The organism is Nonomuraea sediminis (genome assembly GCF_018531495.1).
Lineage (GTDB): Bacteria > Actinomycetota > Actinomycetes > Streptosporangiales > Streptosporangiaceae > Nonomuraea > Nonomuraea sediminis.
Genome location: NZ_JAHDTI010000002.1, coordinates 680,690 through 707,172, shown reverse-complemented (window position 1 = coordinate 707,172; position 26,483 = coordinate 680,690). Strand labels below are relative to the sequence as shown.

General features: G+C 70.1%; 17 protein-coding genes. 11 read left to right on the top strand and 6 right to left on the bottom strand.

The genetic code is table 11. The annotated features are described in order from the left end of the window. The 4 genes from KIK09_RS59055 to KIK09_RS11270 all read right to left on the bottom strand — a co-directional run bounded on the left by KIK09_RS59055 (nt 1) and on the right by KIK09_RS11270 (nt 12,574). A complete protein-coding gene (locus tag KIK09_RS59055; RefSeq protein ID WP_214318722.1) occupies nt 1-11,043 on the bottom strand; it encodes a Tc toxin subunit A-related protein in 11,043 nt (3,680 codons plus the stop codon). Between the two features lie 271 nt (nt 11,044-11,314). Further along, complete coding sequence (locus KIK09_RS11280) at nt 11,315-11,800, bottom strand: ADP-ribosylglycohydrolase family protein (protein WP_250572892.1); 486 nt, start codon at nt 11,798-11,800, stop codon at nt 11,315-11,317. Next, nucleotides 11,779-12,153, bottom strand: a complete 375-nt coding sequence (locus tag KIK09_RS11275) for a TraR/DksA family transcriptional regulator (protein WP_308164024.1) — start codon at nt 12,151-12,153, stop codon at nt 11,779-11,781. Before KIK09_RS11275 ends, KIK09_RS11280 begins: the two co-directional genes overlap by 22 nt. A 40-nt stretch (nt 12,154-12,193) precedes the next feature. Continuing rightward, a complete protein-coding gene (locus tag KIK09_RS11270; protein ID WP_214318720.1) occupies nt 12,194-12,574 on the bottom strand; it encodes a nuclear transport factor 2 family protein in 381 nt (126 codons plus the stop codon). Nucleotides 12,575-12,668: 94 nt separating this feature from the next. Between KIK09_RS11270 and KIK09_RS11265 the strand changes: the two genes are divergently transcribed. Further along, the gene (locus KIK09_RS11265; RefSeq protein ID WP_214318719.1) at nt 12,669-13,574 is read left to right on the top strand and encodes an aminoglycoside phosphotransferase family protein; all 906 of its coding nucleotides are present in this window, start codon (nt 12,669-12,671) and stop codon (nt 13,572-13,574) included. A gap of 110 nt (nt 13,575-13,684) precedes the next feature. On the opposite strand, the gene KIK09_RS11260 is transcribed toward KIK09_RS11265, so the two are convergent. Then, nucleotides 13,685-14,551, bottom strand: coding sequence for a MurR/RpiR family transcriptional regulator (locus KIK09_RS11260; RefSeq protein ID WP_214318717.1), 867 nt, complete (start codon nt 14,549-14,551; stop codon nt 13,685-13,687). A 103-nt stretch (nt 14,552-14,654) separates the two neighbouring features. Here KIK09_RS11260 and KIK09_RS11255 point away from each other — a divergent pair, with 103 nt between their 5' ends. Genes KIK09_RS11255 through KIK09_RS11230 form a run of 6 tightly spaced genes read left to right on the top strand, consistent with a single transcriptional unit; the run spans nt 14,655 to nt 22,299 of the window. Beyond that, nucleotides 14,655-15,407 carry a sugar isomerase domain-containing protein gene (locus tag KIK09_RS11255; protein ID WP_214318715.1) on the top strand — a complete coding sequence of 251 codons (753 nt, stop codon included), beginning with the start codon at nt 14,655-14,657 and terminating at the stop codon, nt 15,405-15,407. Between the two features lie 14 nt (nt 15,408-15,421). Further along, nucleotides 15,422-16,810, top strand: coding sequence for an N-acetylglucosamine/diacetylchitobiose ABC transporter substrate-binding protein (gene ngcE, locus KIK09_RS11250; protein ID WP_214318713.1), 1,389 nt, complete (start codon nt 15,422-15,424; stop codon nt 16,808-16,810). Beyond that, on the top strand, nt 16,788-17,669 hold the full coding sequence (locus KIK09_RS11245) for a carbohydrate ABC transporter permease (protein ID WP_214318712.1): 882 nt from the start codon (nt 16,788-16,790) through the stop codon (nt 17,667-17,669). Before ngcE ends, KIK09_RS11245 begins: the two co-directional genes overlap by 23 nt. Continuing rightward, a complete protein-coding gene (locus KIK09_RS11240) occupies nt 17,666-18,478 on the top strand; it encodes a carbohydrate ABC transporter permease (protein WP_214318709.1) in 813 nt (270 codons plus the stop codon). The genes KIK09_RS11245 and KIK09_RS11240 overlap by 4 nt, the downstream gene beginning before the upstream one ends. After that, entirely contained in the window at nt 18,475-21,042 is a 2,568-nt protein-coding gene (locus tag KIK09_RS11235; protein ID WP_214318707.1) for a DUF8189 domain-containing protein, read from the top strand. Before KIK09_RS11240 ends, KIK09_RS11235 begins: the two co-directional genes overlap by 4 nt. Nucleotides 21,043-21,051: 9 nt before the next feature. Beyond that, nucleotides 21,052-22,299, top strand: a complete 1,248-nt coding sequence (locus tag KIK09_RS11230; protein ID WP_214318705.1) for a beta-N-acetylhexosaminidase — start codon at nt 21,052-21,054, stop codon at nt 22,297-22,299. Nucleotides 22,300-22,314: 15 nt separating this feature from the next. On the opposite strand, the gene KIK09_RS11225 is transcribed toward KIK09_RS11230, so the two are convergent. Further along, nucleotides 22,315-22,722: a DUF6069 family protein gene (locus KIK09_RS11225; RefSeq protein WP_214318704.1), complete on the bottom strand. Its 408-nt coding sequence runs from the start codon at nt 22,720-22,722 to the stop codon at nt 22,315-22,317. Nucleotides 22,723-22,941: 219 nt separating this feature from the next. On the opposite strand from KIK09_RS11225, the gene KIK09_RS11220 reads away from it, so the two are divergent. From KIK09_RS11220 to KIK09_RS11205, 4 genes are read left to right on the top strand one after another with little or no spacing between them, the layout of a single operon-like run. Then, nucleotides 22,942-23,892: a hypothetical protein gene (locus KIK09_RS11220; RefSeq protein ID WP_214318703.1), complete on the top strand. Its 951-nt coding sequence runs from the start codon at nt 22,942-22,944 to the stop codon at nt 23,890-23,892. A 17-nt stretch (nt 23,893-23,909) separates the two neighbouring features. Continuing rightward, a complete protein-coding gene (locus KIK09_RS11215) occupies nt 23,910-24,746 on the top strand; it encodes a DUF4097 family beta strand repeat-containing protein (RefSeq protein WP_214318702.1) in 837 nt (278 codons plus the stop codon). 17 nt (nt 24,747-24,763) lie between these two features. After that, nucleotides 24,764-25,702, top strand: a complete 939-nt coding sequence (locus tag KIK09_RS11210; RefSeq protein WP_214318701.1) for an ATP-binding cassette domain-containing protein — start codon at nt 24,764-24,766, stop codon at nt 25,700-25,702. Further along, nucleotides 25,699-26,481, top strand: coding sequence for an ABC transporter permease (locus tag KIK09_RS11205; protein ID WP_214318700.1), 783 nt, complete (start codon nt 25,699-25,701; stop codon nt 26,479-26,481). Before KIK09_RS11210 ends, KIK09_RS11205 begins: the two co-directional genes overlap by 4 nt. Nucleotides 26,482-26,483 lie beyond the last annotated feature (2 nt).

The following is a 26,483-nucleotide window of genomic DNA, read 5'->3' as shown; positions in this document are numbered from 1 at the left end:
TCACTTTCCGCGGATGCCGGCGCGATAGGTGACGACCAGGCCGAGGCCGAGCAGGGCCTCGCGGTCGCCGGAGAAGGTGAGCGCCAGGCCGCTGTCGGAGACGGTGAGGCCGGGCGTCGGGACCAGGCGGCCGTCGGGGAGCGCGGTGCCGTTCAGCGAGAACTGCGCCGCGCCCTCCTCGGTCAGGCCGTAGGCGGGGTAGAGGGCGGTGATCTGCCTGCCGTACAGGTCGGGGAGGGTGTCGGGGGTGATGGGCAGGGTGAGGGTGCCGTCGAAGTCGTCCCACGCGTCGGGGAAGTCGGCGGCGACGTCGAAGAACTTCGCCGCCGGGTAGGGCTTGAGCAGGCCTCTGACGGTGTTGGCGAACGTGTCGCCGCCGTGCTCGGCGCTGTAGCGGACCGTGACGAGCACGTCGTAGAACTCGGGACGGTCGGAGGTGCGCAGGCCCGGCAGGTCCAGGCGCCAGGTCGAGACCGCGCCGGTGCCCTCGAAGGGCAGGTAGCGCTCGTCGTCGTAGCGCAGCTCGAACAGGCCGTTGTTCTCGTACCCGTCCGGCACGTGCGAGACCGCGATCCGCTGCCCGGCCCGCCAGTCGGCGCGCACCGACTCGGGTGGCGTGCCCTTGGGGTCGAGCAGGTACTGCACGGCCTTCGGGTCGGCGGACAGGACCGTGCGGTGCGAGGTCTGGCTGAGCCCCGCGTTCACGGTCACGGTCCGGCCTTCGGCGTCCACGAAGCTCACGGCCATGGCGCGGAGCTGGCGGCGGTAGTGGCCGGGGAAGTCGTGGTCGAGGAACTCCTCGGTGAGGGCGAACTCGCACGTTCCGGTGGCACGCAGGGTCAGCAGCGCGACCGGGTCGAGTTCCAGCAGCGAGGTCCTGCGGGTGATCTCCAGCCGTCTGGCGTCGGCGTCGGCGTAGGCCTTGCCGAGCCGGTCCAGGTCGTGGGTGAGTGACTGGGCGGCGAGCAGGCCGTTGCGGCGGCTGTCCCAGTAGACCGGCTTGATCATGGTCTCGCAGCTGCCGCGCTCGAAGTGGTAGGCGCGTTCGGCCGCGCGGGCCGCGTCGTAGGCCATGCCGTACGCGGCGAAGTAGAGCTCCGACATGCGGTCGGCCATCCACTGGTACAGCTGGGCCCCGGTGAACTTCTCGCGCAGGAACGCCGTCACCGCCTCCTGGTTGGCGATCTGCTTCAGGTGCACCTCGAGCTCGCGCTGCGCGGCGGCGAGTTGCGCCTCGGCCCCGGCCACCTGGTGGGCGGCCTGCGTGACGTCCTGCTTGGCCAGGTCGCGCTGGAGCTCCCAGTCCTGGGCCTGGCGTTCCTGATCGGCCCGCACGCCGAGGACCTCCCCGAGCATGGACAGGCCTTCGCCGAGGGACTCCGAGACCTCGGCGCCGGTCTCCAGGGCGTCGCCGATCTGGTCGCCGCCGATGGATTCGCCCATGATGAACGGGCCGATGAGCGACTGCGGGACGCCGTGCGCGATCGCCGCGCCGATCTTCAGGCCGCCGGCGGTCAGGTGCGCCGCCGCTCCCAGCGCCATCATCGCGACCTGGGCCTCCTGCAGCGGCGAGAGGCCCTCGGCGATGATCTGCTCGTAGTAGCCGACCCGCCACTGGGCCGCGTCGCGTCCGGCGGCCGTCGCGGCCAGGTTCGCCTCGGCCGCCGTGACCTGCGCCTGCTTGATCGCGCGGGTCAGGTCGAGCAGCACCGCCTCCTGCGTCTCCTGCAGGAGCTGAAGCGACTCGCCGTCGCGCCGTTCCAGCGCCTCGAGCAGGGCCGAGCCGAAGTCGCGCGCCCGGTCGGCCAGCTCCTGCGCCCTGCGGAGCGAGGCGGCGAAGCGCTGATGCGGCACCTCCACGGGCGGCGCGGCGAACAGGTCGGCCGCCCCGCCGGCGGCGACCCGCTCGACCAGCGCCATCGGGTCGATCGGCGGCTCGAACAGCGGCAGCGGCCTGGCCACCCCCATGATGTCGAGCGAGGCCCGGATCTTGGTGAGCCGGTCGGCCACCAGGTCCCAGTAGCCCTCGAGCGCGCCGTTGACCGGCGTGAAGAAGTACGGGTCGGCCACGCTGGAATGCACCCGGACCAGCTCGTCGGCGAAGGGCACCTTCTCCAGCGAGCGGAAGGAGGTGGTGGCAGGCAGCGGGAGCGGCCCGAGGTTCTCCGGGCGGTCGCCGAGCAGGTCGTGGGCGAAGATGTAGAGCATCCTGGCCTCGTCGACGCTCTCCATCGTGTACTGCCGGAACAGCAGGTCGCCCCAGTCGATCAGGTTGTCGATGTAGCCGGCCACGACCGCCCGCCGGTAGGCCACCGGCCGCAGCGCCGCGATCGCGTGAGGGTCGAAGGGGTCGTCGCGGTAGGCGTCGAGCAGCCCGGCCCTGCCGCCCATCAGGTCGTAGATCTTGCCGAGCTCGGCGGCCACCGCCAGGTCCTCGCTCGGCGGCAGTTGCACCAGGTCGGCCAGTTGCCGCCGCTGGTCGTCGCTGAGCAGGCCGATGCCGCGGAAGACCGGCACGAGCGAGTCGAGCAGCGCGATCGCGTGGTCGAGCGCGGGGTTGTTCTCGGCGCGCAGCGCGTGGGCCAGCGCGCCGGGGTCGGCGCCGAGGAAGGGCAGGAAGCGCCAGTACTGGTCGGACCTGGTCGGGTCGAAGACGTACTCGTACCAGGTCCTGGCCTCCTCGAAGCGTTGGGCGGCGTTGAGCGACTGCGCGATGAGCAGCGGCGCGTGGAAGAAGATCTCCCAGTAGTAGATGCCGTTGGCGCTGTGGAAGTCCAGGTGGGAGCGGCCGGGCAGCCAGGCCGGGACCACCCGATCCGGGCGCACCCGGATCGTCGTGGCGTCCGAGCGTCTGGTGTCGAAGGCGGGCAGTTCGTCGGTCTCCTGCATGGCGGTGTCGAGCAGCGCGGCCACCCCGCCTGACAGCAGCCGCTGGTTCAGCTTGTAGGCGGTGCTCGTGGTCAGCCGGACGATGTCGTGCGGCACCTCCGCGGACAGGTACGGCCTGCCGTCCTTCTTCGGGTAGGTGGCGAGCTCGGTGCCGAAGAACAGATGCAGGTCGGTCGCGGTCTCCAGCGCACCGGTGATCCCTTCGGGCAGTTCGCCCCAGTTCCCGGCGGTGGGATGGAACTGCCAGTCGGCGACCCGGGCGTAGTCGGCGCCGCTGAAGGCGAACCCGCGGAAGACGGCGGTGACCGCCTTCGGGATCGGCTTGGGGTACCCGGCGTCGACCACCTGGGGCACCGAGCCGTCCGGGCGCAGCGTGTAGCGGGCCAGCAGCTTGCCGCCCGTGATGAACAGGTAGCGGCCCTGCTCCACCCAGGCCGCGTCGACCCTGGTCCAGCCGACGACCTTCTTCGGCGGTACGGCGGGCGTCCCCGCGCGCGGGCGGGCGGGCGGCGTATGCGTGGGCGGCTCGGTGAAGCCCCAGCGCGCCGGGATGTTCTGGATCTTGTCGACCCGGGTGCGCCCCGGCTGCAGGGTCGTGTAGCGGCCCGTCGTGTTGTCGAAGAAGATCCGCAGGCCGCTGGGCAGCTCCACGGCCGCGTCCACCCGGTCCCAGGACGGGAAGCCGCTGCTGGTCTTGAAGGTGTGCCGCGCCGGCGGGTCCAGCGGTGCGGGGATGAGCGGCCGGCACAGGAAGCTGCCGCCCTTGTGGTCCACGCTGAACCACGAGCCGTCGCCGAACCCGGCGGGGCGGTTGAACCAGACGACGGAGGAAGGGTCCACCGGATCGTCGAAGATCGTGGTGACGTCTCCCGGCTGCGGCGGCATCACGATGAGGGCCTGCTTGACCGTGTAGAGCTCGGGGGTCAGCGCGTAGGAGCCGGCGGAGCTCCCCTTCGGGGTCAGGGCGACGTAGGAGACGACGATCGCGCCGTGATCGGAGTCCGACAGCGTGCCGGGCCGTACGGCCAGGACGACCTGGTTGATCACCTCGGTGGTGGGCGCGCCGGTGGCCAGGACCTGGGCGGGCACCCACTCCTGGTTCAGGTTGAGGAAGGAGTAGTAGATCTTCACGCAGCGCCGTACGGCCGGCGCGGACACCTGCTGGGTGTCGCCCTGTTTGGTGGCCACGATCGTTGTGCTGTCCGGTTTGTCGGCAGGGAGGTTCTCCACGCTCGCCCAGAAGACGAACGTGCGGTCGAAGGCGCGGACGGGGTGGACGCGTTCGGCGTCGATCTGCACGTCGACCTTCAGCCATGGACCCCAGGTGGCGGCCAGCTTGTCGCCGTCGCGGAAGGTGGCGTGCCGGTAGTAGTAGCGGCGCGGCTCGGTGCGGGTCCGGCCGAACAGCACCAGGCTGCGCACGCCCTGCTCGGCCGAGTCGACGTAGCCGCCCGCGATCGCCAGGCGCGAGACCTCGGTGTATTCGTCCAGGTAGCGTTTGTAGGCCCGCTGCGCGGTGGCCGAGGTGATCCCGGACTGCAGGAGATCGTTCTGCAGTTCCACGAAGCCGGGCGTCTTCGTGTCGCGCAGTTCCGGCCGCAGGTAGTTCTCCGGGTAGAGGAAGACCTTCCGGTTGGCCTCCCACACCCGGTAGTTCTTCATCCACGCCCACCAGCGGTGCAGCCGCTCCCGGTCGGCCTCGTCGCCGCCGGGCTCCAGGTCGAGCAGGTAGCGGTGCAGGTAGAGCTGGACCGCCGCGATCGCCTCGCGGATCGTGGAGGTGACGCCCTTGGCGCCCATGTCGACGTCGATCAGCAGTTTCTCGTACAGGTCGGCGGAGTCGTGCAGGCCGAGGCCGGCCAGCACGGCCGACAGCAGCGCGTCGCGTTCGAGGGTGAGGACCGGGTCGCCGGTGACCGCGGCGAGCTTGGACGGGGGCGCGCCGACCCGGCGCGACAACGCGAACAGCTCGACCGCCTTGAGCGCGAAGTCCATGTCGGAGGTGGACGGCATGGTGCGCTGCACCCACATCAGCTCGGTCTTGTCCCAGCCGAACAGGCCCGCCATCGTGGCGTACGGATCCTCGTCGCGGGTGGTCAGGGCGGCGCCGAGCGCCTGGTTGAGCGCGGCGAAGCGGATGATCGTGGAGATGTCGGCCAGCCGGTAGTCGGCGGTGTCGGCCCAGCCCTCGCGCACCCGGCGGGCCAGCCGGTACCCGGAGACGTACTCCTCGCCCTTGACCAGGTAGGTCTGCCCGGCGAGGGTGAAGGCCGCGTCGAGCCCGGTTTCGAAGTGGACCGGCAGATCGCCCCAGTCGTCCTTGATCGTGCGGGGGAAGCCGGGGTCGGCGAAGTCCAGGTCGTGGGTGTAGCGGACGAATTGGTCGCCGCGGAAGGCGTACACCTCGCCGGTCGGCGCGGCGAAGGCGGCGTCGAGGCCGCCGTCGAAGGCGGACCGGACGCGGCCCCACTGCGGAGCCGGGGCCTGCGGCCGGTCGGCGCGCAGGTAGCGGCCGTTCTTGAACAGGTGGATGCCGCCGCCCGCGAACCCGGCGTCCACGCCGTACTCGAACTCGGCGGGCAGCGTGGCGACGCCCAGGTCGGTGGCCAGGTCGGAGGCGATCGCGCGCGGATAGCCGTCGTCGGGCGTGGTGTAGTCGTCGCCGGTGTAGCGGGTGTAGCGGTCGCCGGACAGCAGGTAGGTGTGCTCGCCGATGACCAGGGCGGCGTCGATGCGGCCGGTCAGCGGGCGGGTGCGGCCGGGGAGGTTCTCGTAGGCCGCGGTGAGCGTGCGGGACACCACGTGGCAGCGGCCGCCCATGAACAGGTGGACGTTGCGCCGGTCGCCCACGACCGCGTCGATCGTGGTGAGCTCGTCCTCGAAGCTCTCCGGCAGCCCGGGGAACTCCTTGCGGAGATTTCCGGAGATGGGCTTGGGGTAGCCGGGGTCGGCGTAGAGGTAGTCGTCCAGCGAGTAGCGGGCGTAGCGGTCGCCGCTGAAGACGTAGGTGCGGCCCTGGTTCGTGAAGGCCGCGTCCACGCGGGTGAACCCGTCCGCGGCCGGATGGGTGAGCGGGCCGAACGCGCCGTCGGCGTAGCGCGTGCGCCGCTCGCCGAAGAAGAAGTACGCCGTGCCGTCCGCGTCGGTGTAGGCGGCCGTCAGGTCCTCCTCGAACGCCTCGAAGCCGCGCCAGAGCAGGCCGGTCGGCCGGGGGAGCGAGCCGTCGGTCAGCGTGTAGGTCCGCGCGCCGAGCAGCACGAGCGTGTCGCCCACCGGCAGCACCGCCCGCGGCACCTGCCGGATGTTCCAGAACCCGGCGTCGGTCGTGCGGGGGTACCCGGGGTCGGGAGCGGTGTAGTCGGTGCCGGAGTAGACGAGGTAGCGCATCGTGCCGTCTTCAGCCGGCGGCTCGAACAGGTAGGTCGCGTCCTGCCAGACGTAGGCGATCGCGACGCCGGTCAGCCCGCCCCAGACGTCGGCGATGTCGCGCGGCGGTCCGCCGTCGCTGTACTGGCGGCCGCTGAAGAGGTAGGTCTTGCCGTCCCTGCCGGCGAACGCCGCGTCGATCGGGCCGAGCCCGCGCGGGCGGCCCCAGGCCTCGCTGACCGGGTAGGCGCGGTCGAGCAGGGTGTTGTAGCAGCTTTCCCCTTTGAAGAGATAGATCGCCTCATCGGTGCCGTGCAGCACCGCGTCGAGCCCCGACCTGAACTGCTCGGGCACATCCCGCAACGCCCGCGGCCGGACCGGACCGGTGACGACGCCGAGCGCCTCGATCCCGCTGTGCCGGCGCCAGCCGGCCTTCCCCTCGACGAGCATGACGCCGTCCTCGACGTACGCGCAGCCCACGTCGGGCGCGTCGTAGACGCGGTAGAGCGATTCGGACACCACGTGGCAGGTCGTCCCGCGCAGGAGGTAGACGTTGCCCTTGTCGGCGAAGGCCGCGTCCACGCCGTCCAGCTCGACGGCCAGGTTGGCCAGCCGCGGCTCGGCCTTCAGGTCCGCGACGGCGCGCGGGTAGCCGAGGTCGGCGACGGTCCCGGTGTAGCGGATGTACTGGTCGCCGGAGAACAGGTAGGTGTGCCCGTCCAGCGGCAGCGCCGCGTCGACCCTCCCGGTCCTGGCCAGGTTGTTGCGCGCCCGGCCCCAGAAGGCGGCGACGGGGGCGGGATAGCGGTCGTCCACGCGGCTGTGGTCGCCGGTGGTGTAGCGGACGTACTGGCGTCCGGAGAACACGTACGTCCGGCCGTCGCGACCGACGAAGGCGGCGTCGACCGAGGGGAAGGGCAGGCTGTCCCAGTCCTCGGAGAGCTTCCTGGGCGCCGACCACCAGCGTCGCCGTGCGTCGAAGACGACATAGCGGTCCTGGCGGAAGAGGTAGGTGAGGCCGTCCTCGCCGGTGAAGACGGCATCCACGGTGGTGCCGAACGAGTCCGGTAGGTTCCAGAAATTTCCGGGCATGGGCTGCGGGTAGCCCTCGTCCGGCTTGGAGTAGTCCCCGGTCGAGTAGCGGACGTACTGGCCGCCGCCGAACAGGTAGGTCTCCCCGTCGAGCACGAACGAGGCGTCCACGCCGGTCAGCCCGCCCCAGTCGGGGGAGATCGCCCGGGGGTATCCCAGGTCCACCCGCGAGTAGTCGGCCGAGGAGTACCGGATGTAGGTCCCGCCGCTGAACAGGTAGGTCCGCCCGTCCAGGCCGACGAAGGCGGAGTCCACGTGCTCGCTGGGGAACGCCTGCGGCATCGTGCCCCAGCGGGTGGCCGTCGCGACCACCTCGGCGCTTCCCTTGAGGGCGACCGTACGGCCGTCCTTGAACAGGTGCAGCACCCCGCCGGCGTCGGTGAAGGCCGCCTCGACCCCGCTCTCGAACTCGGCGGGCACGGTGGGGAAGCGGGTCTCGATCTTCACCGGGAAGCCGTCGTCGACGTGCAGGTCCTCGTTCTCCAGCGCGGCGGTGTGCCGGGCGACGTGGCCGCCCTTGAACACGTACACGCCGGTGGCGTCGGCGAACGCCGCGTCCGGCGGGCCGGTGAGGGCGGCGGGCGCGCCGGCGAAGTCCGCGCCGGCGAAGGCGTGGAAGGCGCCGTCCTTGCCCTGGAAGCCGAGCTCGCCGAATTCGGCTGCCGGGCGCGGGAAGCCCTCGTCGACCGCGCCGAAGTCGGTGGTGGAGTAGCGGACGTACTGGTCGCCGCAGAACAGGTAGGTGCGGCCCTCCTCGTCGACCAGGGCGGCCCTGATCTTCCCGCCCTTCGGGTCGGTGAAGGCGTCCTTGACCCGGCCCCACGCCTGGTCGCGGGCCGCCCAGCGGGTTCCGCCCGGCTCGCGTACGTACGCGCGGGACCCGCTGACCAGCCATTCGGCGCCGCTGGGGTGCTTGAAGGCGGCATCGACCCCGCGCAGCTCCTTGTGCAGCGCGCTGACCGGGAAGGAGTCGACGACGGCGCGGTCCTTGTAGCGCCAGTAGGCGCCGCCGCTGAACAGGTAGGTGTACCCGTCGGCGCTCTCCAGCAGCGCGTCGATCCGGCCCACGCCCGCGGGCAGCGCGAGCGGCTCGGGGAAGCGGGCGGCGAGCTTGAGGTCGTCGAACGCGATCCCGATCTCGGCCGCGGACAGGCCCGCCTTGGCCGCGAGCCGCGCGAACGCCCGCACCCGCCGCTGGACCAGGCCGGGTGAACCGATGAGGTCGGTCAGCTCGGCGTCCATCGCCGCGCAGATCGCGCGCACGATCGTCGCCGGCACGCCGAACGCCTCCTGCGCCACCGCGAGCAGGGCCGCCTCCTGCCGCTTGTGCTGTGCCGCGATCGCCGCCGCGATCTCCTCGGTCCCGGCCCGCAGCTCCGGCGCCGCCGCGTGCATCAGCGCGAAGACGTCCTCGATGAAGTCGGTCATGCCGGGCAGGTTGAAGTCGAGCACGCTGGTCGGCTCGCAGAAGAACTCCAGCCTGTCCTCGGGGATCGCCAGCGACTCGTTCAGGTCGCCCGCCTGGTAGAGCAGCGTGAGCAGCCCGTCCCGCTCCTCCTCGGTGAAGCCGAGGTCGAGCAGCTTGTCCGGGTCCAGCCGGTAGCGCCGCTGCTCGCGCTCGATGGCCTGCACGCGGCCGATCGTCACCGGCAGGTCCACCCATCCGGCGTCGATGACGCGTTGCGCCGCCGCGTTGTCGGCGATCTCGGAGAACGCCTCCGGCAGGAACGTGCACAGCTCGGCGCGGCGCAGGGCGAGCTGCCGCTGGATCGCGTAGAGGATGTCGGCCTTGCGCGGCTCGAACGCGGCGGCCAGCGCGAACTCGGCGTAGTCCAGCTCGGCCAGGCGGCGCTTGTCGCGGTAGTGGCCGTCGGCGTCGATGTGCCCGTTGAACTCGAGGTTGTCCAGCAGCCCGTCGATCTCGAAGCCCAGGTCGATCTTCAGCGGCTCCGCGGCGTAGGTCGCGGCACGGCTCCTGATCAGCTCGACGACCGGCTCGGCCACGTCCTCGAGTTCGGCGTTGACGTGACGGACGTCAGCGTCGAGTATCTCGCCGCCCTGCCCGAGATAGCCGTTGTAGGCGAGGTTGTCGTACAGCTCGTCCCGCTGCTGCTGCGTCAGCTCCGGCAGGCTCTCCAGGTCCGAGGGATAGCAGAAGTCGCCGAGCCGGGTCAGCAGGTCGGCGACCTTGTCGCGGTAGGCGGCGAAGTCCCCGGCCAGTTCGCGCGGCTCCTCGACCAGCGATCCGTCGGCCGTCAGGTAGCCGCGCAGCACCAGGTTCGTGAAGATCTTCACCGCTATCGGGTCGCCGAGCCCGAGCCCGAGGAAGTCGGCCTTGGTGACGTCGGCCATCCCCACCAGCGCCGCGTACGGCGTGGCGCCGGGCAGGGCGTCGAAGATCGCGCGGGAGGCGCGGCGGCTGAAGCGCGGGGAGACGAACAGCTGCGGACCGGACCTGACGGCGGCCAGCCGCTCCTCCAGCGCCGCCGCGAGCTGCTTGTCCTCCTTGGCGTGGTCGGCCGGCCCGCCGGCGAAGTCGGCCAGGTCCTGTGCGGACAGCCCGTTGGCCCGCATCCACCGCACGAGCGGCGGCAGTGCCTGCGCCAGCCACAGCCCGGACTCGACCTCGGGCTCCGCGAGGATGACCCGGCAGTCCTGGAGGCCGCGGTTCATGGCGAACGGGACCGGGACCGTTCCATCCATGACTTTGAGCAGGTCGAACAGCTCGTCGGCCGTGGTCCCGAGCGCGGTCATCAGCCGCGCCGCGCGCTGCAGCGCCTGCGGGGCGGGGGATGCGACGTGCGCCTCGGCGAACCGCGCCCGGACCCGGTCCAGCTCGGCGGCGCCGACCTCCGGCGCGACGGTCGCGGGCTGCGCCGGGTAGGCAAGGCTCACCACCACGTCGATCGGCAGTTCCATCGTCTCGGCGACGTGCCGCACGGCGGCCAGGACGCGAAGCGCGCCGAGGTTCAGCTGGTCGCCGCAGCAGGTGTGCAGCACCAGGTCGAGGTCGCCGAACGCGAGCCCGGTCCGCCGCGCCAGCCGGACGAAGCGGTTGACCCGGTCCAGCCAGTCCAGCGTGACGCGGAGCCGCCCCTTGACGCCGGTGAACGTCCCGGCCAGCAGCTCGGTCAGCTCGACCTCGGTCAGCCCGACGGTCGCCCTGAAACGTTCCACGTCCTCCAGATCGGTGAGCTTCTGGGTCTTGTAGAACTCCCGCTGGTCGCGTTCGTTCGGTCGGGGTACGGTCACCACGTCCACCATCTCGGGCGAGAGCCCGAGCGCCTCGGCGGCCAGCACGTCCACGGCCGCCCCGAACAGCCGCGGCAGCTCCTCCCGCCCGACCCCGCGCTCCTTCAGGAATACGCCGAGCTGCTCATAAGCGAGCTGGAAGGGTTTATCGAACGGGTACTGCGCCGTCCGTAACTGCTCGTACGGCTTGTCGCCGACGATTTTCTTCAGGATCTCTACCACCACCTCCAAATAAGGACGCTCGGTGGAGGTGTTCTGCGCGTCGAGCAGAATATCTTGGATGTCTGATCGCCGGTCGAGCAGCGTCGCTCCGTCGATCTCCTCGTCGAGCAGGCGCAGTAGATCTACCAGGTACGCCGCGGGTGAGGTGACCGATCTGGCCTCGTCTCCCTGGCGGAAGTCCAGGTCGCCGAAAAGCAGCTCGTAATTGGTTAGCTCGCGCATCTGAGATCCCCTTTTCGGGCAAGCCGGAATGAGGGCACGGTAATGGTGATCCCCGAAAGTCATGCAAAGCCTCTGCAACAATGCATCGGCCTCTAATCCCCGTCAAGGCATCGGCCGCAAGGACATATCGCGGCGATGATCAGGAGTTTCCGGGCCTCCCGAGGACGCCGAGCTCCGTCCAGCCCTCGGAATCCTCGATGCCGATGATGACCGTGTCGATGAGGAGCTCGAGGAACCGCCGATCGTAGGCGTCACTGACACGCCGGTGCCGTCAGGGTTGGCTTCCACCTGGGCTTCTGTGATCGTCCAGTACCACATCCTGGGCGAAGTACGCGCCGACAGGGGCGACCCGCATCGCGGCGCCGTTCCCCCACGAGCCGTTGCCGTCGAACAATTCGGCCGCCAACGTTCGCCAGTCGCCGCCTTCGCGGACCAGCCGCAGCATCCTGCCGGTGGCGGGGCCGTATCCGCGGTCGAAGTCGTGGTGGTGGGCGAAGCCGTACGCCAGGCTGTCCTGGTCGATGCGGCCGTGATCGGCGAGGGCGCGGTAGACCGAGCACGCCATCTCGGTGTCGTCGGTCCACTGCCAAACCGGCTGTGGCACCTGCCGGTTCAATCGGTCCTGGCGGTTGTCGGGGACGAAGAACTGGGACCCCAGCGCGTCACCGAGGGCAAGGCCGTACAAGCAAGCGATCGCGGGCTGAAGAAGATCAGAAGGCATTTGTGCCCATTGTGTCAGCGGCGTTTCGATGCGCAAGCGACGCAGGTCTTGACGGCAGGGAGGATCATCAGCCGCTCGATCGCGATGCGTTGCCCACACCCCGCGCAGATCCCGTAGCTGCCGTCGCGCAGCCGTTCGTAGGCGAGATCCAGGTCGTCGAGATGTTCGAGGCCTTGGTCGAGGAGGGCCTGGATGTGGGCCCGCTCGAAGGCGGTGGAGGTTCCCTCGGGGTCGTGCTCGTCGTCAGGGGAGGTCAACGCCGCCGACTTCACGATCTCGTCGCGATCGCTGCCCAGCATGGCGACCCGGGCCGAGGTCTTCTGACGATCGGCATCCAGGAGTTCTCGAATGGCCGCTTCCTCCGAGGGGGAAAGTGCTGGTTTGTTCACCACGGCTCCTCACCTTCCCCACCAGGCTATGTGAAGCCGTTCACCGGGACCCCAAGGGCTGATAGCAGTCGTAATTGCGCTGCGCGCTGATCCGGCCGTCGCGGAATTCCAGGAAGGTCGCGATGTTGGCCCGCAGCACCTGGCCGTCCTTCGTCTGGCCGGTCCATCGCAGCTCGAGAGCGACTTGATCACCGGCTGCGAGGACGTTGACGACCTCGAATTCCTGGTGGGCGAGCAGCGCCGCCCCGCGTTCGGCCGCTTGAAGCATCTCGGCCAGATCCCTGCGAACCCCGTTGGGGACGATCAGATTCGGGAACTCCTCATGGACCACGTCCTCCTCGAAGAACCGCGCGAGCTCAGCACCCAGCGCCCCTTCGGCCACAGCATGGTGATAACGCACGGCGAACGAAGCGTTGTCCATCTCCACACCCTGCCACAGGAAGATCCTCAACGGAGAGCCCCAGCGGGTCCTACTCAGGCAGTGCGGCTCCGGAGAACGACTACCGTTGCCCGGCATGACGCACACCGAGATCGAGATCACCGCGGAATTGGTCCGGGATCTGCTGCGCGACCAGCACCCCGACCTGGCCGATCGTCCGCTGAGGCTCGGCGCGCGCGGCTGGGACAACCAGCTGTGGCGGCTCGGCGACGACCTCGCCGTCCGGTTGCCCTGGGCGACGCAGAACGCGGACGCGCTGCTGCGCAATGAGCACGCCTGGCTGCCCTCCCTCGCCCCGCACCTTCCTCTGCCGATTCCCGTCCCGCAGCGCCTCGGCGAGCCCTCCGAGCGGTTTCCGCGCCCCTGGATCGTCACCACCTGGGTGCCGGGCACGCCTGCCGACCTCGCCCCGGCGACTCGCGCTGCGGACGCGGCCGACGCCCTGGCCGCCTTCCTGACGGCTCTTCACCGGCCTGCCCCCGACACGGCGCCCTCCGGACGCTTCGGCCGAGGGGGGCCGCTGGCCGGACATGCCGAGCAGCTCACCACCGCTGTCGAGCTGGGGCTGGTCACCGACCCCGACGCCGTCCGCGCGGTCTGGGACGACGCCGTCGCGGCGCCCGAGTGGGCAGGCCCTGCTGTGTGGCTCCACAGTGACCTGCATCCGGCCAACGTCCTGACCGCGGACGGCACCTTCTGCGGCGTGATCGACTTCGGCGATCTCTGCGCGGGCGATCCGGCCGGCGACCTCGCGGCCGCGTGGCTGCTCCTGCCGGACGGCGCCATCGACCGCTTCCACGACGCCTACCAGCCGACCCCGGACGCCGCGACCCTGCGCCGCGCCCGCGGCTGGGCGGTCCTGCAAGCCCTCAGCGGCATCCTCATCGGAGAGGCCGGCGTCCGCGGCCGCCCCGGCGGCAAGCCCACCTGGGGCCCACCCGCCCAAGCCGCCCTCCGACGCCTCACTAACCGCCCGATCTGAGCACACGATCCGTAATCGTCCACGTCCACCACCCACGTCCGTCCGCGCGCCTGCGCGCGTACAGCGCGAGAGACGCACGGATGGACGAACGGACGGACGATCACAGTCAGTCAGTGTGGGGGAGTCAGTTGGGTGGAGACGGCGCGGGCGGCGCTGTCGAAGGCGGCCAGGGAGCGGTCGTAGGTCTGGTTGGCGACCGCGACGAAGACCAGGTCGATGAGGAACAGCTGGGAGTGCCGGGCGGCCAGCGCCTCGGAGCGGAAGGCCGACCCCTCGTGCACGCTGGTCACCAGGACCAGGTCGGCGGCTTCGGCCAGGGGTGAGCGGGGCGCGTTGGTCACCGCGATCGTGGTGGCCCCGGAGCCGGTGGCCTCGGCCTGCACCTGGATGGCCTCGCGGGTCTTGCCGCTGTGGGAGAAGGTCACCAGGGCGTCGCCGGGTGTCATCATGGCCGCCGCCGACAGGCCGTGGTGCACGTCCGACCACGACCAGACGGATCTGCCGATGACATGGAACCGATGGCGTAGTTCGTCGGCCGCGAGGAAGCTGCCCCCGGCCCCGAACAGGTGGATCCGGCTGGCGTCGACCAGCGTCGTGACCACCTGCTCCATGGTCGTGAGGTCCAGCAGGTCCAGGGTTTCCTGGATGGCCCGCATGTCTCCGGCGGCGATGAGTTTCGCCATGGTTTCCAGCGAGTCGTCCCGCTGGACCCGGGAGCCGATCGCCTGGTTCCAGAGTGCGGTCTCGGTGCGGCCGTTGTCGGTGGCGATGGCGACGCGCAGCTCCGCGTAGCCGGAGAAGCCCAACGCCCGGCAGAACCGGTTGACGGTGGCGGGGGAGGTGCCGGTCCGCTCGGCGAGCTGGCTGATGGTGGCGACCGCCGCTTCCTCGGGGTTGGCGAGGATGTCGTCGGCGATGCGGCGCAGCCCTTCGGGCAGCTCGCCGGACATCGCGGACAGCCTTCCCAGCACGCTCATGTGGGCGATATTTCCATCGCATCGGCCGAGCTGTCAATTTGGTGAGAGAAAATTTCGCCCGAGGTCTTGACGGAAAATCCAAGTGTGATGGAAATTTCGTCTTATGCAGCTGAGCAGCGAGGCGTTCGTACTGGCCGTGCAGGAGGCAGTCACCCGGGTCGCCGAGAGTCAACGACCTGGGGTACTGAAGGCAGCGGGGATCATCGTCCAGGCGTTGCGCGCGGAAGGTGTCGTCCACGCCTTCGGCACGGGGCACTCGGAAGCCTTCGCGATGGAGATCGCCGGGCGGGCGGGCGGCCTGGTGCCCACCAACCGGCTCTCGCTGCGTGACCTGGTGCTGATCGGCGGCGACAGCCCGCAGGTGCTGACCGATCCGTTCCTGGAACGCGATCCGGGCACCGCCCGCCGCATCTATGACCTGGCTCCCGTCCGGCCGGGCGACGTCTTCATGATCGCTTCCAACTCGGGGGTCAACGGGTGCGTCGTGGAGCTGGCACGTCTGGCGAAGCAGAACGCACACCCGCTCATCGTGGTCACCTCGCTGGACCACACCCACGCGGTCGAGTCGCGGCACCCCAGCGGCCGACGCCTCGCGGACTTCGCCGATGTCGTGCTGGACAACGGCGCTCCGTACGGCGATGCCGTACTCCCGCTGCCCACCGGCGGCGCGGCGTGCGGACTCTCCTCCATCACCGCGGCGTTGCTCGGCCAGATGATCGTCGCCGAGGTCCTCCGCGAACTGCTCGCCGAGGGCGCGCGTCCGCCCGTCTACCTCTCGGCCAACGTGCCGGGTGGCGACGCGCACAACCGCGAGCTGGAAGCCCGCTACGCGGGCCGCCTCGTCCGAATGGCCTGAAGGAGCCACCCCCCATGCACATGATCGACCGTCGCCGCTTCCTCGTCGCCGGGGCGCTGGGCCTGGCCGCCACCGCCTGCGCCGCCCCGTCAGAACCTCGGTCCACGCCGTCGGCCGCGAGCGGCGCCAAGACCACCGGCAACCCGCTCGGGGTCACCGCCGCCGCCGCGCTGGACGTGGTCATCTTCAAGGGCGGGTACGGCGACGCCTACGCCACCAACGCCGAAGGCCTCTACCAGCAGCGCTTCCCCCAAGCCAAGATCAGCCATCAGGGCATCCAGAAGCTGCGGGAGACCCTGCAGGCGCGCTTCGTCGCGGGCAACCCGCCGGACGTCGTGGACAACACGGGCCCGAGCGCGCTCAACATCACCGCACTGGTCAAAGAGGGCCAGCTCACCGACCTGGCTCCGCTGCTGGCCGCGCCGTCGCTGGACGACCCCGGCAAGCAGGTCAAGGACACCCTCCTGCCCGGCGTCCTGGACGCGGGAACCTTCGACGGGAAGGTGCTCGCGCTCAACTACGCCTACACGGTCTACGGCTTCTGGTACAACAAGGCGCTGTTCGCGAGCAAGGGCTGGCAGTATCCGAAGACCTGGACGGACCTGCTCACCCTCGCCGAGGAGATCAAGAAGGAAGGGATCGCGCCCTTCACCTACCAGGGCAAATACCCCTCGTACTTCATCGACCCGCTGATGGCGATGATCGAGAAGGCGGGCGGTCACGAGGCCGTCATCGCCATCGACAACCTGGAGCCGAACGCCTGGCAGTCCGACGCCGTCAAGGCCTCGGTAGCGGCGATCGGGGAGCTGGCCGTACGGGGCCACATCCTCAAGGGGTCGGAGGGGCTCTCCCACACCGAGGCCCAGCAGGCCTGGCTGGACGGCAAGGCCGCGCTGATCCCGTCAGGATCGTGGCTGGAGAACGAGATGAAGTCCACCACCCCGGCTGGATTCTCCATGGCGGTCGGCCCGACGCCCAGCGTCACCGTCAGCGACCGGCTCCCCTTCGCCGCGCTCCAGGCGTCCTCGTCGGAGTCGTTCATCGTCCCGGTGCGCGGCAAGAACGCCGCCGGGGGCATGGAGTTCCTGCGGATCATGCTGTCCAAGGCCGCGGCGGGCAAGTTCTCCGAGCTGACCGGCTCACTGACGACGGTCGCCGGCGCAGGCCAGAACGTCACCAACAGCCCGGCGCTCACCTCCGCCCGGGAGGCGGCCGCGGCGGCGGGCGCCGACACCACCGGGTTCCGCTTCGCCGGGTGGTACGGCGACCTGTACAACGACGCGTCCACCGCGATGGGCGAGCTCCTGGCCGGGCGGATCAAGCCGGAGGAGTTCATCACTCGGACCCAGCGGTCCGCCGACAAGGTGGCCAAGGACTCCAATGTCCAGAAGTTCCGCCGATAGCAGGCCGAGGAACCCGCTGCTGGTGCTGGGATTCCTCCTGCCTCCCCTGGCCCTGTACGGCGTGTTCGTGCTGTCGCCGTACGTCCAGGCGTTCTACGTCGCGCTGACGGACTGGCAGGGATTCTCGGCCCGCCGCCGGTTCGTCGGCCTGGCGAACTTCGGCAGGCTGCTGCACGACGACCTGTTCTGGACCGGCCTGAGACACAACCTGGTCATGCTCGTCGTGCTGCCCGTGGTCACGCTCGGCCTGGGGTTGTTGTTCGCCTCGCTGCTCAACGTCGGGCGGGTCCGCGGCGCCCGGTTCTACCAGGTCGTCTACTTCTTTCCGCAGGTGCTGTCGATCGCGGTCATCGCCGTGCTGTGGCAGTTCGTCTACACCCCGCGCTCCGGGTTGCTCAACCGGCTGCTCGGCACCGACCAGGCATGGCTGGGCGATCCGCGGACGGCGCTGCCCGCGGTGATGGCGGTCATGGTGTGGAGCTCGGTCGGCTTCTACGTGGTGCTGTTCAGCGCCGCCATGCAGGCCGTCCCGCGCGACATCTACGAGGCGGCCGCGCTCGACGGTTCCTCCGGGTTCACCACGTTCTTCCGCATCACGCTGCCGCTGCTGCGCGACACCGTCCGGGTCGGGTTCGTCTATCTGGCGATCGCGGCCCTGGACGGCTTCGCGATCGTGCAGATCATGACGAGCGGTCCCGGCGGGCCCGACAACGCCACCGAGGTCGTCGGGCTGACGCTGTACCGCAGGGCCTTCACCGACGGCGACTTCGGCTACGCCACCGCGATGGGTGTCGTGCTGCTGTTCCTGACGCTGGCGCTGGCCGTCGTCGCCCAGCGGGTCGCGGGGAGCCGGCGGTGAGGCGGGTCGTGCACGTGGGGCTCGCACTGTGGGGGCTGCTGGTCACGCTTCCCCTGCTGTGGGCCGTGCTGAGCGCGTTCAAGACCGACCGGGAGATCATCGACAGCCCGTTCGGCCTGCCCGCGGGGCTGCACTGGGAGAACTTCGCCCGCGCCTGGTCCCAGGCGAACATCGGCAGGTACTTCCTGAACAGCGCCGTCGTCGTGGGTGGCGCGCTGGCCCTGACGATGGCGCTGGGCGCGATGGCCGCCTACGTCCTGGCGCGGTACCGGTTCCCGGGCAACCGCCTGGCGTACTACCTGTTCGCCGCGGGGATGACCTTCCCGGTCTTCCTCGCCCTGGTTCCGCTGTTCTTCGTGGCCGACAACCTGGGCCTGGTCGGCACCCGGCACGGGCTGATCCTGATCTACACGGCCTACGCGCTGCCGTTCACGGTCTTCTTCCTCACGCCTTTCTTCGCCGCGCTGCCCGGCGAGTACGCCGAGGCCGCGCGCATCGACGGCTGCTCCGACCTGATGGTGTTCCTGCGGGTCATGCTGCCGATGGCCAAGCCCGGCCTGGTCGGCGTGGCCATCTTCAACTTCCTGGGCCTGTGGAACCAGTACCTCCTGCCCTTGGTGCTCATGCCCGACGAGAAGGACTACGTCCTGTCTCAGGGCCTGGCCATGCTGACCGTGACTCAGGGCTACCAGAACGACTGGAGCGCCCTGTTCGCCGGGCTCACCCTCGCGATGATCCCGGTCCTCGCCGTCTACCTGCTCTTCCAGCGCACCGTCACCGCCGGTCTGACCGCAGGGAGTCTCAAATGACCCGTGTGCTCGTGCTCTTAGCCATGCTCGCCTCGCTCCTGGTCGCCACCTCACCCGCTCAAGCGGCCACGGCGCCGCAGACCGTTCCCGCGCTGCGGGAGTGGTCGGCCGGACCCAGCCCGTTCACCTTCGGCTCCTCCACCCGCATCCTGGTCGATCCCGCGGCAGCCGTACTCGATGACGAGGCGGCGACGTTCGCGGACGACCTGGCCGCCCTGATGGGGCGGCGGCCCGCCGTACAGTCCGCGAGCAGGTCGCAGGCCGCGCCCGGGGACCTCTACCTGGCGCTGGGCTCGACCGATACCCAGCTCGGCGACCAGGGCTACAGCATGGAGGTCGGCGGGTTCGTGGCCATCACGGCCAGGACTGAGACCGGCGCGTTCTTCGGCACCAGATCCGTCCTGCAACTGCTGCGGCAGTCGCCCACGATCACCGGGGGTGTGGCGCGGGACTGGCCGAGCTATGCCGAGCGCGGCATCCGCATCGACGCCGTGCCGCGCAAGTACTCCGCGACGTGGTGGCACGACCTGATCCGCGAGCTGTCCTACCTGAAGTTGAACCAGCTCCAGACCGGTGTGCTGGGCGGTGAGGCGCTGTCGGACGCCGAGATCGACGATCTGATCGCCTACACCGCCAAGTACCACGTCGAGCTCATTCCGACCGTGGCGATCCCCTCGCACTCCGATCCGATCGTCGTGGAGCATCCTGACCTGCGGCTGCTGCCCCAGCCCGTGGCCGGGGTCTCGCTCGACTTCTCCAAGCCCGGCGCGCTCGACGTGGTCGCCTCCACCATCGAGCGCTACATCGACCGTTTCCCCGGGCGGTACTGGCACACCAGCGGCGATGAGTTCCTCGTCTACCCCGCCTGGACGGATGCCGGATGGCAGAACTATCCGCAGCTCGCCGAGTTCGCCCGGCAGAAGACGGGCAACCAGGCCGCCACCGCCAAGGACGCTTTCGTGTGGTTCCTGAACTGGGTGGACGACCTGGTCAAACGCCACGGCAAGACGCTCCGCGTGTGGAACGACCACCTCGAGGGCGGCGGCGTCGTCACGCTCAACCCCGACATCGTCGTCGAGGACTGGATCATCGCCCAGCGGCCGGCCAGCCTGACGCCGCAGCAGATCGTCAACGCCGGAAACAAGATCTTCAACGTCAGCGAGAGCTTCCTCTACCACGACATGGCCGTCCGGACGATCAACGCGCAGAACGTCTACGACAACTTCCGGCCGACCCTGTTCAACGAGGGCCGCACCGTTTCCGACTCCTCCCGGGTCCTCGGCGCCATGGCCGCGATCTGGCTCGGCGACCAGGGACCCGACAAGCCCATCGAGAGCAACGAGTTCATCCTCGACAAGGTCACCGACCCGCTGCGGGCGCTCGCCCAGGTCACCTGGGGCTCGCCGAAGCCGGGCGCCTACTCGGCCTTCGCCACGCTGGGCGGCGTGCTCGGCCACGCGCCGGGCTACCAGCAGACCGCCGGGATCGTCGCCGGCCGACCCGCCTGGCTCCCCGGCGGGTCCGGCTACCTGGTCCGGACGACGGCGGGGAACCTGGAGTTCGGCCAGCCCGCCATGTACGACAACTGGTCGCACACGACCATCGCCACCGGGATCGCGGGCGACCCGGTCGTCTCCGACGGCCCGCGATTCGCCGTCCGCTCCACGAGCGGGCAACTGCTGTACGGCTACCGCGACGCCTCAGGCTGGCACGTGTCGCCGGTGATCAGCGGCGTGGCGGGAACCCCGGCGCTGGACGGGGACGTGTGGTTCGCCCGGCTGACCAACGGCGAGCTGTGGACGGGGTCTCCGGGCGCGGCAGCCGTACGGCTCACGACCGGCATCGCGGGAGACCCCGTGGCGATCAAGGACGTCAACGGCAAGCTGACCTACTTCGCCCGCACGACCTCAGGAGCGCTCCGCCACGGCTGGCAGAGCTCGGCGGGAGGCCCGTGGGACCCGGTGGTCGCCGACCTGGTGACCGACACGGCCGGCCAGCCCGCCGTCTCGCTCGACGTCAACGGCAAGCTCACGCTGTTCGTCCGCAAGAGCAACGGCGACATCGTCCACCGCTGGCAGGGCACCCCCGGCGGCGGCTGGTATCCCGGCGAAGCCGTCCTGGTCAACGGAGCGGCCGGAGACCCTGTGGTCGCGCTCGACGTCAGCAAGAAGCTGACGCTGTTCGTCCGCCGGTCCAACGGCGACCTCGTGCACCGGTGGCAGGCCACGGCCGGAGGCGCGTGGGATCCGCTGACCTACATCCTGATGAGCGGCACCACGGGTGACCCGGTCGTCGTCAAGGACTCGGCCGACCGGCTGGCCGCCTTCGCCACCCGGTCCGGCGGCTCGCTCTGGCACCGCTGGCAGAACGTCGCCGGCGGCGCGTGGGCGGCGGAGAAGCAGCTGTTCGCGCCGCAACTGGCCGGGAACGTCGCGGTGACGCTCGCGGCCGACGGCCGCCTGACCTACCTGGCGGCGACCACCTACGCCTACCTCGTCCGAGGCTGGCAGACCACCCCGTCGGACTCCACGGCCTGGCGCCGCTGGATCGTGCTCGCCTCCTAGGAGATGGCCTTGCTCGACGTCATCCCGGAACCCCGCGTGTGGGAGCCCACGCGCGGGACCTTCCGGCTCAGCCCCCGGACACGGATCGTGACCGACCCCGCCCTCGCCGGCCTGGGCGACCTGCTCGCCGAGGAAGCCTCCTCCGGGGACATCGTGCTCCGGCTCGGTCCCGTGGACCGCGGCTATGTGCTGGAGCTGGGGGAGTCGGCCACGGTCACCGCGGCCAGTCCCGAGGAGGTGATGTACGGCACGCGCACCCTGCTCCAGCTCCTCCGGCAGAAGGATGAGATACCGGCGGGCGTGATCCGGGACTGGCCCCGCTACGCCGAGCGCGGCATCCTGATCGACACCGTGCCTCGCAGCTACTCGCGGGAGTGGTGGACGTGGCTGGTGCGGGAGCTCGCCCTGCTCAAGTACAACGAGCTGACCGTGCTGCTCAGCGGGGTGGGGCTCGGCGACGACGAGGCCGCGTGGCTGGACGCGCTGTGCCGGCGCTACCACGTCAACCTCACGCCCAGCCTGGGCATGCCCTCGCACTGCGACGACCTCCTCGCCCGGCACCCGTCCTACGCTCTGGTGCCCGGTGCCACGCATCCGCTGCTCAAGGGCGCTTTCGACTTCACCCGGCCGGGGGCGTTGGCCGTGCTCCAGGAGGAGGTGGAGCGGCGGATCGGGACGTTCTCGGGGGCGTACTGGCACGCCGGGGGAGACGAATACCTCGCCTACCCAGGCAACCACCGGGAGTGGTCGGCATACCCCCAGCTCGCGGCGTTCGCCAGGGAACGGACCGGCGACCCCGCGGCCACCGGCAGCGACGCCTTCACCTGGCTCCTCAACTGGCTGCACGCCCTGGTCAAACGGCACGGCAAGACGCTGCGCGTCTGGAACGACCACCTGGAGGCCGGAACGGTCACCCTCGACCCGGAGATCGTGGTCGAGCACTGGTACCAGCCCGCCGCCCCACAGGCGCTGACACCACGACAACTCGCCGCTACCAACCCGCTGGTCAACTGCCACGAGGAACTGACCTACTACGACATGGGCTGGCGCCACCTCGACCCCAAACGAATCACCGAGGAATTCCGCGTCACCCACTTCCAAGGCGGCGAAACCGTCCCCGAAGGCAACCTCCTGGGCGCCCGCCTCCAAGTCTGGATGCCCGAAGGCGGCCGCGCCGCCAACCGGTTCGAGACCAACGAAGAACTAGCCGAAAACCTCACCGAACCCCTACGAGCCTTCGCCTCGGCGGTCTGGTGATCCCGGGTTTCGCCGTCATCGGGTGCGTGCTGTGCGGCCCAGGCCGGGGATGAGTACTGCGGCGACGATCAGGTGCATTGCGGTGAGTGTCAGGGTGGTCGCGGTTCCGACTGCGGAGGTGAGGGGGCCGCTCAGGGACAGGATCAGTGCGACGACGGCGATGATGGTCCAGGCTCGTGCGGCGCGCTTGAGGGTTCGTTCCAGCAGGATCAGCAGGGCCCAGGCGGCCAGTCCGGCCGCCAGGCTCGCGGCGGCGACGGCGCCCGGTCCGACCTGCTGAGTCGCTCCTGAGAGCTGGACGGTCAGGTCGATTCCGGCGACCGGGACGGCCAGTGCCCAGAGGGCGAGCGCCGCGGCCGCCGCGCCTGCCACGGTCAGTGCACGTCGTTTGGTCGGACGGGCTGCCTGGACTTCGCTGGACATGTGCTTCCTCTCACCGACGGATTTCACGTCCGCCAGTGTTGTCGCGCAGGCGCGGTCGCCACATGGGGCACACGGCTGGTGCGGGCAGTACTGCCGTAGGTCGCGGCACCTACTTTCGTATCAGCGGGCTGACAAGATCCCGATCCGGACGTCAGCGCACGGTCAGGGCGACCGCGCATCGTATGGCGCACAACAAAGCCCCCTGCCGGAGGAAGCGCCATGCACACCCTGTTGACCCCCTGGCGTCAGTGGCACCGCCCGCTGATGGTGAGTGTCGGTCTCTTCATCGCTCTCGTCGCGATCAGCGCCGTGGGCATGCTGGTGGACGGCCGCCTGCTCCTTGACGAGTCGGTGTGGCTGAAGCCGCTGAAGTTCGGTTTCGCCCTCACCATGTACTGCGGCACGCTCGCCTGGCTGCTCACCAGGCTCAGCAAGGCCAAGCGCCTCGGCTGGTGGCTCGGCACCGTCTTCGCCGTCGGCGGGGTGGTGGAAGTCGCCGCGATCACGCTTCAGGCGGCACGCGGCACGTTCAGCCACTTCAACACCAGCACCGACCCGGTCACTCAGGCACTGACGCCGATCTTCTCGATCGGCGTCGGCGTGCTCTTCATCGCCAACCTCATCATGGCGATCATGGTGCTGGTCCAGCGCACCGCCGACCGCCCCCTGACCAAGGCGATCCGCGCCGGGATCTGGCTGGCCGTCCTGGGCATGATCGTGCCGATCTACTACCTGATCACGGGCATCTACCCGCGTACGGTCACCGACGCCAACGGCACCGAGATCACGATGTACCAGGGCCACGGCGTCGGCGACCCCGACGGTCACGGCATGCCCATCACCGACTGGAGCGTGACCGGCGGCGACTGGCGGGTGGCGCACTTCGTCGGACTCCACGGCATTCAGGTGCTGCTGCTGGTCGCCGCGCTGCTGGTGATGCTCTCCTCCCAGGTGGCCTGGCTGCGGGACGAGCAGGTGCGCGCCCGGTTGGTCGGCGCCGCCGCCTTCGGCTACTTCGGGCTGTTCGCCGTCGTCACCTGGCAGGCGGGCCGTGGCCAGTCCCTGATCCACCCCGACGCGCTGACGCTTCTGGCCTTCGCGGCCGTGGTGCTGGTCACGGCTGTGGCGGCCGTCACCGTGTGCGCCCGCGCTAGCCGTACCCGCATCTGAAAGAACGGACAGCCGAAATGCCCACCTTCGACACTCCTGAGCCGATCGACGTCACGCTGGAAGTCGGCTTCGGCACCGTCCAGATCACGGCCGGCGAGCGCGCCGACAGCCACGTGCAGGTCCTGCCCGACGACCCGACCTCGCACAAAGACGTCAAGGCCGCGGAACGGACACTGATCGAGTACGGCTACGGCCACCTGCGGATCATCGACCCCACCACCGACAGCCGATCCTGGCTCCGCCGCAGCGGCTCGATCAAGGTGACCGTTGAGCTGCCGTCCGGATCCCACCTGGACGCCAGGATCGCCGCATCGGACCTGCGCTGCGACGGCCACCTGGGCCGGGCGAAGATCCACAGTTCGCACGGCCTGGTCCATCTGGACAGCGCGGACGCCATCGACATCGCCGCCGAGTCCGGCGACATCGTGGTCAACCACGTCCACGCCGACGCCCACGCGCAGAGCACCTACCGCGGCATCCGGATCGGCGTCGTGGACGGCGAGGCCGTACTCAGCAGCGCCAGCGGCGCCATCACCCTCGGCACGGTCGCCGGGGCGCTGCGCGCCGAGTCCGACTCCGGCGACATTGCCGTCGAGCACGCGCTGGCCGACGTGAACGCCCGCAGCAAGCACGGCAGCATCCGCCTCGGCGAGGTGGTCCGCGGCTCGGTCACGGTCGAGACCGGATCGGGCTCGCTGGACCTGGGCGTCGGCCCGGACACGACCGCCGAACTCGACGTCGACGCCAGGCACGGCACCGTACAGGACCTCCGCACCCCCGCAGGCCGGACCGCCGAGACGGTCGGCATCCGCGCCACCACCCTGCACGGCAGCATCGTGCTCCGCCGCTCCTGACCCCGAAGGACCTGATCATGACCACGTACGCGATCGAGACATCCGGACTCCGCAAGTCCTACGGCAAGCAGACCGTCCTGGACGGCGTCCACCTGAACGTGACCGCGGGCACGATCTTCTCGCTGCTCGGCCCGAACGGCGCGGGCAAGACCACGATGGTGCGCGTCATGTCCACGCTCATCGCCGCCGACAGCGGGCAGGTGCGGGTCGCGGGACACGACGTGGCGCGCGAGCCCGACGCCGTCCGCGCCGCCATCGGCGTCACGGGCCAGTTCTCCGCGGTGGACGGCCTGCTCACCGGCGAGGAGAACCTCCTGCTCATGGCCGACCTGCTGCACCTGCGCCGCGCGGACGGCCGCCGCCGGGCGCGCGAGCTGCTGACGATGTTCGAGCTGACGGACGCCGCCCGCAAACAGGCGGCGACCTACTCCGGCGGCATGCGGCGCCGCCTCGACCTGGCCATGACGATGGTCGGCCAGCCGAAGATCATCTTCCTCGACGAGCCGACGACCGGGCTGGACCCGCGCAGCCGCCGGGCCCTGTGGCAGATCATCCGCGACCTGGTCGACGAGCAGGGCGTCACGATCTTCCTCACCACCCAGTACCTCGAGGAGGCCGACCAGCTCGCCGACCGCATCGCCGTGCTCAACCAGGGGAACCTGGTCGCGCAGGGCACGGCGGAGGAGCTCAAGCGGCTGGTCCCCGGCGGGCACATCACGCTCCGCTTCGCCGACGAGGCCGCCTTCGAGCTGGCCGGCCGTACCCTCGGTCCGGTCTCCCGCAACCATGAGGCGCTCACCCTGCACGTGCCCGGCGACGGCGGCGTGGTGGGGCTGCGCTCGCTGCTCGACAGGCTCGCCGCCGCCTCGATCGACGTCAAGGACCTCGAAGTCCACACCCCCGACCTCGACGACGTCTTCCTCGCCCTCACCACGGAAAGGCAGTCCGCCCGATGAGCACCCTGACCCTCGCCGTCCGCGACTCGACCACGATGCTGCGGCGCCAGCTCACGCACCTGCGGCGCTACCCGGCCCTCACCATGATGACCGTGGGGACCCCGGTCATCTTCCTGCTGCTGTTCGTCTACGTCTTCGGCGGCACGCTCGGCGACGGGCTCGGCGGGGCGCTTGGCGGACGCGCCGACTACATCAACTACATCACCCCCGGAATCCTGATCATGGCGGTGGCGGGTGCCGCGCAGAGCACCGCCACCTCCGTCGCCACCGACATGACGGAGGGCATCGTCGCCCGTTTCCGCACCATGGCGATCGCGCGGGTCTCCGTGCTGACCGGGCACGTGGTCGGCAGCGTGCTGCAGACGGCGATGAGCATGGCGGTCGTCGTCGGGGTCGCGCTGCTCATCGGGTTCAGGTCGCCGGCCGGCGTCACCGGCTGGCTGGCCGCCGGCGGCCTCCTGCTCCTGGTCTCCCTCGCCTTCACCTGGCTGTCGGTCGCGCTCGGCCTGATGGCGGGCAACGTCGAGATCGCCAGCAACCTGCCGCTGCCGCTCATGCTGCTGCCGATGCTGGGCAGCGGGTTCGTGCCCACCGGCTCGATGCCCGCCGGGCTGCGGTGGTTCGCCGACTACCAGCCGTTCACGCCCATCATCGAGACGGTGCGCGCGCTGATCACGGGAACGCCGACCGGCGCCGACCTGTGGATGGCCCTGGCCTGGAGCGCCGTCATCGGGATCGGCGGCTACCTCTGGGCCAAGAAGCTGTATAACCGCATATGAGA